Consider the following 14,226-nt stretch of genomic DNA (forward strand, 5'->3'; position numbering starts at 1 on the left):
TTGGGTTGACTCTTTCGAGCCGTTCCTGCGACTCCTTTTTTCCCGAGGACATCAAACTTTGATGCTGCTCAGAACGGGTGAAGTCAGTCCATTCGACGAAGATGGGCGCGCTGGAAATGATCAGGCGTAGGCGACCCAGCCACGAAACGTAAATCCCACGTAGAACAAGCTGATTCGGGAGAACCCCGCCTCGCGCAAGATGCTTTCGTCCTGCTGCGGAGAGAGGATATTCAAATGCGCCTTGATGGCCTGACTCGACTTCTGGGCGTCGTGGGCGTCTATCCCGGAAGAGATGGCGAATGCAGCGTACCGTGACATCCAGCTCGTTCTCTCGTCTTGCTCTGCGGGAATACTCATGTGAACCACCACGAAAGGGGAACCCGGCTTCAGTCGGCGACGAACCTCAACTGCCGTTCGCAGACGCTCAGGGAGACTCAAGAAGTGCATGGTCAGTAGACAGGTCGCCGCGTCGAATGGTCCAGCCGGTGCGGCATCAATGGTCCCCTCGTGCAATTGAACCCGCGAAGCAAGAGTCCCCAAAGTCTGCACAGCCAGTTCGATCATCTTTGACGACGGATCAACGCCATCAAACGTCCAGGTGGGATAAGCCTGTGCAAAGGTCTTCAGCTCCAATCCACCTCCCGCCCCGACGACGAGAACACGCCCCCCGTCGGGTACTCGCTCGGCCAGGAGCAAAGTCGACATTCGCTGCATATCTGCAAACCCGGGCACTATTCGCGGCGGACCGTCTACGTACCGTGCCACCAGTCGAGCATCGGAAAACGCGTCGTGCGGAGTGATTTTTTCAGGGACCATGGCTGTGTCCTTCATGAGGCTGAGATATCCCACGGGCCGCGATCCGCTCGTGAATGTCTTTACTGAGTTCCGCGAGCGTCACCTCTCCGAAGCGAGCCAGCAGCAATTCCTCAGCGTCATTAAATGCCTGTCCCAGTGCGGCATTCACAGCCTGTTCTACGAGGCATTCAGGGGAGCTGGAACGAATGCCGACAGCCAGGAGCGTAGGGCTCCCGAGCGCGACATAGATGTCTCCCAACGTTACCTTCGTGAGATCACAGGCCAGCGTCCACCCGCCGCCGTGTCCCTTTTCCGATTGCACATATCCCCTCTGCCGCAGGCCAGCCATGACCCGCCGGACGACAACTGGATTGGTCGCCATCATCCTGGCGAGATCTTCAGATGTGACGGGTCCCTGTTGTTCTGCCATATGGAGCAGGACGTGGAGGACACCGGAAAGTTTGCCGTCGCGTTTCATGTAACTTACATTGTTACATGAATGCCGTTTTGTCAAGGTCTGTCTCAAACATCGTCAAGTTGCAATCGGTGAGGACAAGCATGGCTCACTGATCGGCTGGAGCATTGCCACGAACTTCCCCGGCTCGATGCGGAGCCTCTTGCATACGATGAACCTGGGATCTGCCCCCGCAGCGGAGACTGTTCTGCTCAAGCGGTTCCGGGGCGTTGCCACGGAACACTCTGGCGCGGTTGATCTGGGAGACGTCAACACGGACAAACCGACACCGAAACATAGCGGGTGAAGTTTTGCAGGAATTCACTGCCCCAAACGCGATGCACGTGGAAAAGCAGTTCCGGTTATCGATGTCTCGATACGACGGGGCTGATCATGATGAATTCGGGGGAAGGGGCTACGGGTTTCGCGTTGGGCCTGGATGGACTTGATAGGTCGGCGGCGTTGCGATTCGGCTTTCCTGGCGAGGGACCGCCAGGGCTACTTGAAGAGAGGCTTCTCCTGCTGCAGCGCTGATGGGTCCCCGTACCCTGATGCTCAGGAGTGCACTGCCGCCACCGCGACCCTGATTTCCCGATTTGCTGCTCGGTTCTTCGTTGACTCATAGCCACCTTGATTCCTGGTTCGCCACGGACAGCTTATTCGCTGGGTCTTCGAGTCAGAGTCCCTTTCCAAATGTCTGGATACTTGGACTCGCCGTGATTTGGTCGGATGACCACACTGCTCGTAATTGTGGGAGTGGTGGTGAGAAATTCGGGACCGCTTGCGATTGGTCGCGAATGAGAGTCCAGTTCGAAGTGAAGCGAATGACCGTGACGCTGGAGGGGACTGGCCAACTGGCCAGCCCTTGGCCAGCCGGTGGCCAGTCCCATGTGCTGCGGAGATTGAAGGTTAAAGCGTTTCGGGGGGACTGGCCCGGCTGGCCAAGGGTGGTGTGGAAACGCCGCATTTTTTCAGAGGGCCGGAGAGGCTATGGAGGGGTGCGATGGTTGCAGTGGATTCCTTAAGACGTAAGCGGCGAGATGCGGCGGCTACGCCGGTTTTTGGTGCGCGGGTCCCTCGATAATTTTCGCGATCGATTGGGGAGACTGTTGGAAGGGAGTGCCTGCTATCGAGGTCTCGACATGAACGGGCTGCTGAGGATGAATCCGGGGGAGGGGGGCTACGGGTTTCGCGTGGAGTTGGATCAGCGTGATTGGCTAGGGGATTGGCGATTCGGCTTTCCTGGCGAGGGACCGCCAGGGCTACTTGAAGAGAGGCTTCTCCTGCTTCAGCGCTCTTGGGTTTTGAGAGGCCATCACTGGCAGAGTTGTGGGAATGAAGCTGGCGTCCGTTGCGGTAGTGCATGTACTGGAGGTCGCAGTGGGAGTCGCTTCGGGGGGACGAGCGTTTCCAGATGCTTGGATTCATTCGACGATCTTGGGGAGATTATGATCGATGATTAGATGCTCAAGATGCTCATGTGTTGAGCATCTTGAGCATCTAATTCAAACACTTGTAAAACAGGGGTTTCGACGATTAGGTGCTCAAGGTGCTCAACAATGTGCAGCGCGCATTATCGAATTGGATACGACAAATTTGGAACAGATGAAGGGGAGGGGCAAGAGAGGGACTTCGTGGCCACCGACAGCAACACTGGGAGGACTGATAGGGGGGCCAATAGGAGATTTGATTCGATGACACAAAACCCGAGACGCGGACCCCAGTGCTGCGGTGATTCCCGAGCACAATTTGCGACCTCCTACCCGACGGCTCCAGCCGGGCTCGCGTTGTTTTGCACGCGAACAGGCGGGCCTTGTAATGGTCGGTCTCTGGCCATTTGTTACCGGGCGAACAGTCAGCCAGCCGGAAAGAAGTTGGAGTGGGTGCGCTGCGGTGACGGAACATCGCCGCTTCGGAGATATGTTTAGCGGATTTCGATTTGGCGATTCGACGGGATCACAAGTCGATTCGCATGGCTCGTTCCCAACGATGGAAGCCGAGGCGTTCGTAGAAAGGAATCACCCCTTCGGCGCAATCCAGGATCACCTTGTAGCACTTGAAGTCCCGGCAGACTTCGAGCAGGTGTTCCACGAGAGCTCGGCCGACGCCGTGCTTCTGGTAATTCGGATGGACGGCGACATCTTCGATGTGACCGACCACTCCGCCTGAATGGATGAACTTGGGTTCGATGAAGACGGAGGCGGTTCCGGCGATGTTTCCATCGATCAGTGCCACATAAGTCCGGATCCTGGACTTCAGGCGGTCACGGTAGACATCGATCGCTTGTTGATCCGTCAACTCGATTGGCTTCAGGGCTCGTAATGCATCGAGGAATCCCCGATCCAGATCGGTGGCATCCATCAAGCGAATTGCAAGCGCCTTCTTTACTTCAATCATACGGCATCCCTTCCCGTTTAAAGAACGAATTCTGTCGGATCAGTGGACATGAATCAACTGTGAGACACGTGCCGGACCACGCGATGGAAATGAAGTTCGACTTCCCGGTCGACCACTCGGCGAACTCCTTCCACCAGGCAACTCGGTTCGTGATCGGTTTCCCCCTGGCGTTTAATCTGTTCCAGAGGCGTTCCGGGAAAGACGGTGAATGTACTCTGATGAATAATCTGATTTCCCGCATCCAGTTCGGGCACAATGAAATGAATCGTTGCTCCGTAGGTCAGCATGCGATGCTGGAAGGCATCTTCATAGGGGCGAAAGCCGGGGAAGGGGGGGAGCAGGCCGTGGTGAAGGTTGATGATGCGCCCGGCAAACCGCCAGCAGGTGCTCGCCGGCAGGACGCGCATGTAGCGGGCCAGGATGATGTAGTCGACCTCGTACTGGTCGAAAAGTTCCACCATCCGTTGATTGTCGGGTTCTCCCTTCGCATCACCGATCTGGTGCCACTCAACACCGAATTGTTCGGCGACCCCTCGACAACTGTCACGGTTGCCGATCATCACGGCCGGGGTAGCGAGCAGACGCTTGTCGCGCATCGAACGAAGGAGTGCGAGGGCGGGTTCCGGGCGGTAGGTCGTGCAAATGGCCAGTCGAGGAAGTCGCGAACGGGACTGATGCTCATCCCGCGACCAGGTTCGAATCGACAGGCCTTTCAGGCGGCCGATTTCGTCCATCTTTTCGCGAAGTTCAGCAACGCTCTCGGGCCCCAGAGGCCAGTCAATGCGGAGCAGCATTGCGAACAGTCGTTCGGAATCGTGATCGTACATCTGGATTTCGTAGATGTTGGCCCCCGCCGCCGAGACAAGATGAACAATCGGGTCGGCCAGTCCTCGGTTATCCGGCCCCACTGCAGTGATCACGACTTGCATGGCGGTTGTTTCTACCCCAATAAAAAATCGAACGGCCCCGAAGAGCCGTTCGACATGACTGTTGAATTCATCAAGCCCAATCGAGGCGATGATTGTTGCCTGAGAGTGGCAATTCGATCAAGACCGCTCTTGTCGGAGACCACCTCGCATGGGCCGGAGGGCTTATTTCGTCGCGTCCCACCACCAGCGTCCGGCAGCGACCGACTGGACCTGCTGCACTTTGGCGGTTTCTTCCAGTTGCGGAGCGAGCTTGTTACGAACAGGGTCTTTCGCAAGGGCCATCACGTCGCATCGGACCCCACCAGCTGCCTGGACCACGATATCGCGGCCTCGGTAAACCCGGTGGTTGACAACCGATTCCACTTCCGTCGGGGCAGGATAGCTGGCTGGTGCGTAGCCGCCATTGGGAGCGAAGACTCCCATGTTCCAGCCGGTTTTGCCTCGCAGGTCTTCAGACTGAATCAGGGCCGAGCACAACGCCATGTTGAAGATGTTCTGAGCGTCTGCAAAGACCAGGTCTTTCTTTGCCAGCGTCGCATAGTGGGACGTGAAGTTCTGGGCGAACAGACGATTCGTTGGTTCGGACTTGCCGGTGGGGACATGCTTCCCTTCGGCGGTCACCAACTGGTTTTCCGAAAGGCACAGGACCGACGAGCCCTGAATTTCGAATGTGTTACGATCTTCGCTGTGCATCACAGCATCGCACTGAATGGTGAGCCACCATCGCAGGGCGTCCATGTTGGGTTGAGCCTTCTGTTCGGCCACAGGCAGCAGATCGAAGTAACCGGGAATCTCCTTACCGGCTGGCAACTTGTTGATGCCAATCAGCTTCATCCGGTAGTCCGCTTCCACGATCACGCGAGCCACACGACTTTCAGCGGGGACACCCCAAACCAAGACGTCCTGACGTCCCAGTTTCTGCTGGATCTGATTGACCCAGGCGCCGACGCCTCCCTTGTTGATGGGTCCTTTGGCCTGCGATTTCTCGACGAATTCCTTGAGGGCTTTCACCCCTTCATCGCGAGTGTTGATGGAGCAGCCAAAGTCCGCGTTTCCGCGTGCGAAGGTCCGCAGCACTGTCACCAGGTCATCCAACTGGAGGGTCGGTTGACCATCGCGAACAGAAACGGGCTGGCCTTGCTCGTTGTACTGCCAGCCGGCAGCAGGCCCGGCAATGACGATTTCATTCGATTCGGGAACGGCGAAGACATACTTAATGTGCGAGAGACCGGCGAGCTGCGACATTGTTTCGGGGACAGGAAGTCCCTCTTCAATGCGCCGCGCGACGGCTCGTTCAAGACGTGTCAGCGAGACCATACGGAGTTCAGAGTCTTGGGCGACGTCGTCATTAATGTCGGCCTGGCGGGCTTTCACACCCAGCGAAGCGAGCTCGCCCGATTGCTCTGCAGCGCTGACGCGATGCAGCAGACCTGTGGGAGAGACCTTCACACCAGTGGGGAAGGGGGACATTGCTCCACCTTCACCGTCTTCTTCTTCCCATTTGGACTTCGTGTTTTCACGAATCAGTCGCATCAGCGTTTGGAAGTCAGCCTGAACCCCCCCCTGAAGTGTTCGAGGAGCAGCAGGAGCGTTCTCGAGTCTCGAACGGCGCGGGATACGTTTGAGAGTGCCAGCGGCGGCGTCCGTCTCTCCGGCGGCCTGCTGCGCAGCGGCGACCTGGGTCAGCAGGGCGGCTCGCTCTTCGGGAGTCGGAGCGACAAGGGCCTGATCCAGAGCCAAGCCGAATTCTCCTGCACTCAGGTGATCGGCAACGACTGCGGCATGGTTCATTTGAGCTGGCGAATTGGCAGCTTGCGAAGCAGTGGACATCGCAATGAGACATCCGCACAGGGTCAACGACCGATGAAGAAAAGTCGTATTGAAGTTCAATCGGCCAAATCGGACCATGTCAGGTTCCTAGTCGTGGGCAAGACGGATTGTGACGATGACGCCGTCAAAAGGGGACAAAGTTGCATTGAAAACAAACCAAGCCACTATCGATTTAGAATCGTCCTTCAGCACTGCTTCGTCAAGAAAATTCTGCACATTCTGCTGATGAAGGGGCGACGCCCTGGCGTTCAACCCCACAATCCGATCAGACGTTAGAATACTCTGTTGAGTTACAGTCGATGGGCAGATGAGAGCAGTGAGTTGCCCCCTCATCGCCCCACACCACCAGAGACATCCGCGGGAGAACAATTTGCCAGAACTGCCTGAAGTCGAAACCATGGTTCGTGGTATCCGACCGCAGATCGTCGGTCGGACGATCTGCGATCTCAGCGAATGCGAAAACGGTTGCAAGCCGATTCTCATCACACCGAAGTTCACTCAATTGCGAAAACGGCTTGTGGGAAAGCAGTTTGCCAGCGTTCGGAGAGTCGGCAAGCGGGTCGTGTTCGACGTGTCGGATGGTACGATTGTGGCCGTCGAACCGCGGATGACAGGGTTGATGGTGCTGGCCGATCCTCCTGACGTCACCCACTTGCGATTGCGGTGGGATTTTGAAGGTGACGATCAGTACCCCTCTTTGTGGTTCTGGGACCGGCGAGGCCTGGGAACGGTCTCTCATTACCTTTCTGGAGAGTTTGAGGAGCGCTATGGCCCCAAGTGTCTGGGACCTGATGCCCTGGAAATGACTCTGGAGATGTGGCGCGAGCGGTGTGCCGCTTCAAACCGGGAAATTAAGGTCTTGTTGCTCGACCAGAAGAGGGTCGCGGGGATCGGTAATTTGTATGCGAGTGAGATTCTGCATGTGGCGGGGATTCACCCTTCGGTGCCAGCGAAGATGTTGAACCCGAGGCAGGTCGAGCGACTGGCGGCAGCGGCACAGGAGGTTCTTTTGAAAGCGATTGAGTGTGAGGGCTCGACTCTTTCTGATCGGACGTACCGTAATGCACTGAACCAGAATGGCAGCTACCAGAACCTGCATCGAGCCTATATGCGAGCCGGTTCGACCTGTCTTTCCTGCGGAACTGAGGCTATTCAGAGGATCGTCCAGGCACAGCGATCCACGTTTTACTGCCCCGAATGTCAGAAAATGAAAACTCCATACCGAAAAGGAAGTGTGAAATGACCGGAGCCCCGCGTAAACCCGCGACGAAACTGCCTCACCTGCGCAAGCAGATGCAGAAGAATCAGATCGCTCAGAAAGCCAATAAGCTCAGCACTGTCAGAAGGAAGTCGTCCGGCTCAGGGAAATGAGCAAAATCATCCCGTCGCCGCGCTAAGGAGGAAGTACTTGTGCGGAGACCAGGAAAGCAGGAAGTCTGCAAGTGAGAAAATGGGCTGACTGTAAAAAAACAGCGCGCCGGACATACGCTTAAAAGCGGTAAATTATCGCGTGCCAATAAATGAAGAAGTGCTGGGGTTGACACGAATTCTGTAGACTCTACAATTTGACGGTCGCAAGGAAATTGCGCTGACAGCCTGAAAGACTCGAAAAGCACGGATGAAGAAAGGGCTTGGCCCTCGGAGTTGTGGGAAATGTTAGTTCTGTCGCGGAAAAAAAACGAGAGCATCATTGTTGATGACAGCATTGTCATCACGGTCGTCGAAATCCGCGGCGACAAGGTTCGACTTGGCATTCAAGCACCGAGAGAAGTTTCCATTCATCGGAGCGAAGTGCGCGACGCAATCGCCTCTTCAGAATCTGCAGCAACTTCTCCATTCCCAAGCCTTGAACAAAAGTCGGTGGCCGAGTAAAACTCGCCCCCCGCAACGAAACCGAGACGAAAAAAAATTCACCTCGGTTTGTTGCAATCCCTGCCGTCCGTTGTTATTAATCCGCAGCGAAAAAATCGGAAGCCGCGACTAAAGAATCCGGCACCAAACTCCGATCTTGTTCTCGCTTCTGATTAGTTTTGCGAATGACGGCCCCATCGTCTAGAGGCCTAGGACATCGGATTTTCAGTCCGAGAACTGGGGTTCGAATCCCCATGGGGTCAGTAAACGTCCGAGTCCTTTACTGGGCTCGGACGTTTTTCATTTATCACAACGCAAGTTGTACTGATTAATCCATAACGACTTGGCGATTTGTCGTACTGATCAGAATGATGCTCGAATCCGACCGCACTCGGTTTTGAGAAAGAAAGATTCCCATACCAGAATAAGCCCGAACCCGCCGGAACGGAGATCTCTCCCGCTGGATCGCTTGCGACCCATCACGGGCTCCAGAACTGGAGACAGCATCACAACCGGGTTGACCCCGATGGCATAGAGCGGCGTTTGGTATGATTCAGGGCAGGGCCATCGCTCGACAGCCGTCGTCTCGCGTGCGTCTGGAGACGAGTGGCAAGCGTCAACAATGTTTCAGGCAGCAATCGATCCCGCAGCGGATAATCAACTCTCGAGATTCGAGGCACCCATCACGTGGCGAAGAAGATCTCTAAAAAGGTGAGGGTCGATTTCCGGAAGAATCGACAAAACTCTGCTCGCCAGAACGATTTTACCAGGCAGATCCATGCCGACGAGTCCGTTATCGAGGATATCGACCGCGAACAACGAGTCTCCGGAAAAGGGGCTCTGACAAGACGACGAACGATCTTGGGTGAGCAGGGCGAGGGAGATCACGTTGTCCTTGCCGTCGATGAAGCTGCCTGTCTGCGAGGGCGGGTCATTTCGGCGATCGGCTCAACACAATGCACCGTTCAGGTCGACGAGGGTCAAGAGGGAAGCGGCACACGATTTGAGTGCACTGTCCGTCGCGTTGTCCGAACAGTTGCCCGGAATGCACGGAACGCAGTTGTCACAGGAGATCGCGTTCTCTTCCTCCCGGGTAAGAACGAGTGTGGGGTGATTGAACGTGTGGAGCCGCGGCAGGGAATTATCGCTCGCGGGCATCAGTACAAGCAGCACATCCTGGTGGCGAATGTGTCCCAGGTAGCGATCATTTCCTCGGCCGATGAACCGCCGCTGAAACCCGCCCTGATAGACCGCTTTGTTGTCAGCGCAGCAAAAGGGGAAGTTCGGGCGATCATCGTTATTAACAAGTGCGATCTCGTCGACGTAGCTGACCTGCAGCCGATGATCGGACACTATGCTCAGCTCGGATATACCGTCGTTGCGGCGAGTGTTCCGACCGGCCTAGGGATCGCATGGCTGCGACGGCTGCTCAAGCACCAGCAGACCGTTTTTACAGGTCAAAGCGGTGTTGGCAAATCGTCGCTGTTGAATGCCATTCAACCTGGCCTTTCAATGAAGACCGGCGACATCAGCCGCGTCACTCAGAAAGGTCGACACACAACTCGGTTCGCCCAGCTTCAGGAATTGTCTTTTGGGGGATGGGTGGTCGACACGCCCGGAATTCGTCAATTGGAACTCTGGGACGTTCATCCCGCAGAGATGGAAGGCTATTTCATCGAGTTCCGCCCATTCGTACCCGGTTGTAAGTTCCCCGATTGCCTTCATCTGGTGGAAGAGGGATGTGCCGTGAGAGAGGCGGTCAAACAAGACCTGATCTCGCAGATCCGATATGAAAGCTACATCAGGCTTGTCATTGGGGACGACTGACGCAATAACGATTATGTAACAGTCAGACCGCCGTTGAAACCGGGAAGATCAAGACCATATAGTAAACGTCAGTCACCCCGCGTCCAAATACGGGGTTAACTATTAACCGTGGATCAGCTCTCGATGCGATTCGGAGGGGGTGAATCCAATGTGGCCGTGGATGGTGGGGACAGCTGCTATCGCCCTGGCGACCCTTTCCGTGGTTTACGTACGTCACCGAAAGTGCCGAGTTCGGATGCTCGGTCAGCTCGCAGAGCAACGAGCCAACTGGGTTAAAGAGCACCACTTCACGATCCAGGGACCAGTCAATATACAAGAGCTTTGCCGGGCATTCGCCCGCGAACGACTCGTACGTGTCGAGAATTTCTTATCGTTCTCAGACCTGGAGCTTTTGCAATCCGAGGCGATGAGTAACCTTCCAAGAATGGTTTTCAGCTACATACCGACGCACAAGAAAGGGCATACGCTCTCGTACGAGAATATTCAGCGTCACGCGAGAAATTGCGTCGGATTGTATCACTCGGATGAACTGAGAGAGTGGGTTTCAAGTATCGCAGGGATACCTGTTTTCCCTACTCCTGACGGCGACCAAAGCTCGTTATCACTATTGTGCTACCGGGAAGCGGGAGACCATATTAACTGGCACTACGACCACAACTTTTATCGCGGACGTCATTTTACGGTGCTGCTGTCGCTGGCCAACGAATCGCCCCACGGCGGGGTTTCGAAAAGCAAGTTGATGAGAAAAACTTCCAAGGGCGAGGAATCGATCGATACCTCAGCAAACGTCCTTGTACTTTTTGAAGGAGCAAAAGTACTTCACCGAGCAAGTCCCACGGACGAGGGAGATCTACGCATCATGCTGAGCATGACATTCTGCACCGATTCAAGAATCAGTCCACTGAAAGAGATCGCGCGTCGTGTTAAGGACACCGCCTTTTTCGGTCTACGAGCGCTTTGGGACTAGCTGCCCCGAAGATCTGCAACCCCACAATTTTTTTCCCCGCGTGGAGTTGTCAGCCATGCGACAAAGACGCGAACGAAGTGACGCATTTGATGCATCACTTCGTTCGGAAACGAACCGTCTTGATCGCCTGAATCCAATCAGGATTACAGGCTCATTTTGAATATCGTCAGTCCCAGGCCAGCGTTGACTGCCAGACTGATTTCAACCTGGCGATATCCTGACTCAAGACAACTTCATTTTGCGATGAGGTCACCACAAGGCGCTCGTCGGTGGTTACACGACCAATTCGAGTGCAAGGCGAATCCTTCATCACCTTTTCAAATTCGTCGACGTTGCCTGGTTCTACTTCAATCAGGAATCGAGTCGTGCTTTCCGAAAATAGCAACACGATCGGATCCGTGATCCCGGCTTCGCTCGCCACTGGAGTGAGGTCAAGATTGGCCCCCAGCCCGCCTGCGAACGCCATTTCGGCCGCCGCCACGGCCAGACCACCTTCGCTGAGATCGTGGCAACTCCTGATTAGCCCGTGTTGAATCGCATTATGGACAGCAGCGAAAATCAGAGGCGATTGTGCAAGATTCACCTGTGGCAGACTTCCCCCCGAGAGGTGATTTACCAAGGCATAGTGGCTCCCGCCGAGTTCGTCTCGCGTTGCCCCCACCAGATAGATGGCGTTACCAGCTTCTTTCAAGTCCATCGTGACGCACTTACGTACGTCTGGAACTTGACCAATCGCACTAATGAGAAGGGACGAAGGAATCACTACCGTCCGTCGCTCACCCGTCGCAGAGTCGACGAACGAGAACTCATTATTGAGACTGTCTTTTCCGCTGATGAACGGAGTTCCAAGTGCGATCGCTGTATCCTTGCAACCGAGAGCCGCTCGAACAAGTGATCCCAGTGTTTCTGGACGCTCGGTGTTGCCCCAGCAGAAGTTGTCCAAGATCGCGATGCGATCGGGATCTGCTCCCACGCTGACGCAATTTCGAATCGCTTCATCAATCGCCGCAGCCGCCATCCAATAGGGGTCAAAATCGCCGAAATGGGGATTCATCCCGTTGGAGACAACCACGCCCCGATAAGAGTTGAGGTCCGGCCTGACGACTGCCGCATCGGAGGGACCATCACATGCAACCCCAACGAGAGGCTTAACCACAGAGCCCGATTGAACTTCGTGATCGTACTGACGAATGATCCATTCTTTGCTGCAGACATTAAGCGACCCGAGAATCTTCTCGAGCGTCATCTCAGCACATTCCCGGATAGATTTCTGAGCCTTGGCAGTCTGCGTGAGAGGCGTCTCGGGAGGAGGCAGATAGACTGCCTGCCGAGTCACAGGAGGGCGGCCGCCATGGAGAAAACTCATCGCGACATCGCCGACAGTCTCACCATGGTAGGTCAGCTTAAGTCGACCTTCGTTGCCGAATTGTCCGATCGCCGAGGCTTCGACCCCCTCAGCCGCGCACAGAGCCTGGAATTGCTCCCATTTGTCAGCCGGAACAGCCAGCACCATTCGTTCCTGCGCTTCACTGATCCAGATTTCGGTGTAAGAGAGGCCGGTGTATTTGAGCGGACATTTCTCCAGCCAGACGACCGCCCCAATTTCTTCGCCCATCTCGCCGACAGCAGAGCTAAAACCGCCTGCCCCGCAGTCTGTAATCGCGTGGTAGAGCCCACGATGTCGAGCCTGAAGAACGACGTCAGCAACCATTTTTTCGACAACGGCATTGCCGATTTGAACCGCACCGCCCGAGATTGTTTCACTCTCCTGCGTCAGTTCAGCAGAGGAGAACGTGGCTCCATGAATCCCGTCACGGCCTGTACGTCCACCGATGGCAACGATGAGATCGCCGGGAAGAACAGACTTCTCCACGCGGTCCACTGGGATCATTGCGGCCGTTCCGCAATAGACCAGCGGGTTACCCAGGTAACGCTCATCGAAGAAGACCGCACCGTTGACGGTCGGAATTCCCATTCGATTACCGTAGTCTCGAACGCCGGAAACAACGCCCTTCATGACCAGCTTAGGGTGCAGTACGCCAGGGGGAAGACTTTCGACCGGCGTATCAGGAGGAGCGAAACAGAAGACGTCCGTATTCAGAATCGGCTTCGCCCCCAATCCGGTTCCCAAGGGGTCTCGAATAACGCCACCAATACCCGTGTTAGCGCCGCCGTAGGGCTCAATCGCGGAGGGATGGTTGTGCGTTTCCACCTTGAAGCAGACATGCTGATGTTCGTCGAACTTCACAACGCCAGCGTTGTCTTTGAAAACGCTGACGCACCAGTCATCCGCACCCAGTCGGTTGCGGATCTCTACCGTCGCGCCGAAGATTGTCTCCTTCAGCATGTTCTCGAACGTTCGCTCGCCATTCTCATCGCTGTAGTGAATGCGCCCCTTCAGCGTCTTATGCGAGCAGTGTTCGCTCCAGGTCTGAGCAACAGTTTCGAGTTCGATATCGGTCGGATCTCGATCTTGCTCAACCCAGTGACGCTGGATCGTCTGCATTTCTGCGAGGCTGAGGTATAGCTGACCCTGCTTACTCAGAACCAGCAACGCTTTATCGTCCATCGTCCGGATGGGAACAGTTTCCAGCCGAAAGCGGTACTCAGAACCCGCTCCAATTCGTTCCATATGGAGAGGGCCGGAAATCACTCGCTCGACGGCGTCGTTGGCGAGGACTCGCTTCGACAATCGTTCCAGCTCAGCCGCGGAAATGCCGGCATCGAACCAGTACTTTCGGACCGTCGCAACCGCATCCACTGAAAAACCGAGGTCAACCAGGGCTTTCTGGGTACTGGTAGCGACGTTGTCGGTGACCCCTGGCTTGTAAAGTACATTCAGCACATGCCTTCCCGATTCGTTGGAGGCTGTCGAGGCAGAGGTATCCTTGCCAGGAGAAACTTGCCGAACCAGGAAGGTCTCGACTACGGGGTCAACGAGCAATTGATTCGCAGCACGCTGCACGTCAGACTCGGTCAGACTCCCTCCCTGCAGCAAAAAGCCTCGTGCGCTACGGACATTCTGAATGGAAGTCGCGCCCAGGTCTCGCGCTTCTTGTGTGATTCGTTGTCCTTCCCGATCGATTTCATTTGCGGACGGACGAATTTCGACTTCCCAGAGCATTCGAGTTCAATTCCCATCATTGAAGGACTTTCTCAACCAGATCAAATCTGGT

11 protein-coding genes and 1 tRNA gene are annotated in these 14,226 nt (G+C 55.6%); 6 read left to right on the forward strand and 6 right to left on the reverse strand.

Annotation, left to right across the window (positions count from 1 at the left end; genetic code table 11):
* Positions 1-120 precede the first annotated feature (120 nt).
* The 5 genes from ACGY09_RS07700 to ACGY09_RS07720 form a co-directional block, all read right to left on the reverse strand.
* Complete coding sequence (locus tag ACGY09_RS07700) at positions 121-816, reverse strand: class I SAM-dependent methyltransferase (protein WP_397571089.1); 696 nt, start codon at positions 814-816, stop codon at positions 121-123.
* The gene (locus ACGY09_RS07705; RefSeq protein ID WP_397571090.1) at positions 806-1,273 is read right to left on the reverse strand and encodes an Rrf2 family transcriptional regulator; all 468 of its coding nucleotides are present in this window, start codon (positions 1,271-1,273) and stop codon (positions 806-808) included. The genes ACGY09_RS07700 and ACGY09_RS07705 overlap by 11 nt, the downstream gene beginning before the upstream one ends.
* Before the next feature lie 1,932 nt (positions 1,274-3,205).
* Positions 3,206-3,646, reverse strand: coding sequence for a GNAT family N-acetyltransferase (locus ACGY09_RS07710; RefSeq protein ID WP_373650862.1), 441 nt, complete (start codon positions 3,644-3,646; stop codon positions 3,206-3,208).
* 53 nt (positions 3,647-3,699) lie between these two features.
* Positions 3,700-4,575 carry a formyltransferase family protein gene (locus ACGY09_RS07715; protein WP_397571091.1) on the reverse strand — a complete coding sequence of 292 codons (876 nt, stop codon included), beginning with the start codon at positions 4,573-4,575 and terminating at the stop codon, positions 3,700-3,702.
* Between the two features lie 162 nt (positions 4,576-4,737).
* Positions 4,738-6,483, reverse strand: coding sequence for a DUF1598 domain-containing protein (locus tag ACGY09_RS07720; protein ID WP_397571092.1), 1,746 nt, complete (start codon positions 6,481-6,483; stop codon positions 4,738-4,740).
* Positions 6,484-6,775: 292 nt separating this feature from the next.
* On the opposite strand from ACGY09_RS07720, the gene mutM reads away from it, so the two are divergent.
* The 6 genes from mutM (at position 6,776) to ACGY09_RS07750 (ending at position 11,050) form a co-directional block, all read left to right on the forward strand.
* Complete coding sequence (mutM, locus tag ACGY09_RS07725) at positions 6,776-7,648, forward strand: bifunctional DNA-formamidopyrimidine glycosylase/DNA-(apurinic or apyrimidinic site) lyase (protein ID WP_397571093.1); 873 nt, start codon at positions 6,776-6,778, stop codon at positions 7,646-7,648.
* Positions 7,645-7,776, forward strand: a complete 132-nt coding sequence (locus ACGY09_RS07730) for a hypothetical protein (RefSeq protein ID WP_397571094.1) — start codon at positions 7,645-7,647, stop codon at positions 7,774-7,776. The genes mutM and ACGY09_RS07730 overlap by 4 nt, the downstream gene beginning before the upstream one ends.
* Positions 7,777-8,058: 282 nt before the next feature.
* Positions 8,059-8,277, forward strand: a complete 219-nt coding sequence (gene csrA, locus ACGY09_RS07735; RefSeq protein WP_373650858.1) for a carbon storage regulator CsrA — start codon at positions 8,059-8,061, stop codon at positions 8,275-8,277.
* Positions 8,278-8,446: 169 nt separating this feature from the next.
* Positions 8,447-8,519: transfer RNA gene (locus ACGY09_RS07740), tRNA-Glu, on the forward strand.
* Between the two features lie 424 nt (positions 8,520-8,943).
* Positions 8,944-10,083: a ribosome small subunit-dependent GTPase A gene (gene rsgA / locus ACGY09_RS07745; RefSeq protein WP_397571095.1), complete on the forward strand. Its 1,140-nt coding sequence runs from the start codon at positions 8,944-8,946 to the stop codon at positions 10,081-10,083.
* Between the two features lie 235 nt (positions 10,084-10,318).
* The gene (locus tag ACGY09_RS07750; protein WP_397571096.1) at positions 10,319-11,050 is read left to right on the forward strand and encodes a 2OG-Fe(II) oxygenase; all 732 of its coding nucleotides are present in this window, start codon (positions 10,319-10,321) and stop codon (positions 11,048-11,050) included.
* 166 nt (positions 11,051-11,216) lie between these two features.
* On the opposite strand, the gene purL is transcribed toward ACGY09_RS07750, so the two are convergent.
* Positions 11,217-14,174, reverse strand: a complete 2,958-nt coding sequence (purL, locus tag ACGY09_RS07755; RefSeq protein WP_397571097.1) for a phosphoribosylformylglycinamidine synthase subunit PurL — start codon at positions 14,172-14,174, stop codon at positions 11,217-11,219.
* Positions 14,175-14,226: the final 52 nt, after the last annotated feature.

The sequence above is a fragment of the Schlesneria sphaerica genome (assembly GCF_044336245.1).
Taxonomy (GTDB): domain Bacteria; phylum Planctomycetota; class Planctomycetia; order Planctomycetales; family Planctomycetaceae; genus Schlesneria; species Schlesneria sphaerica.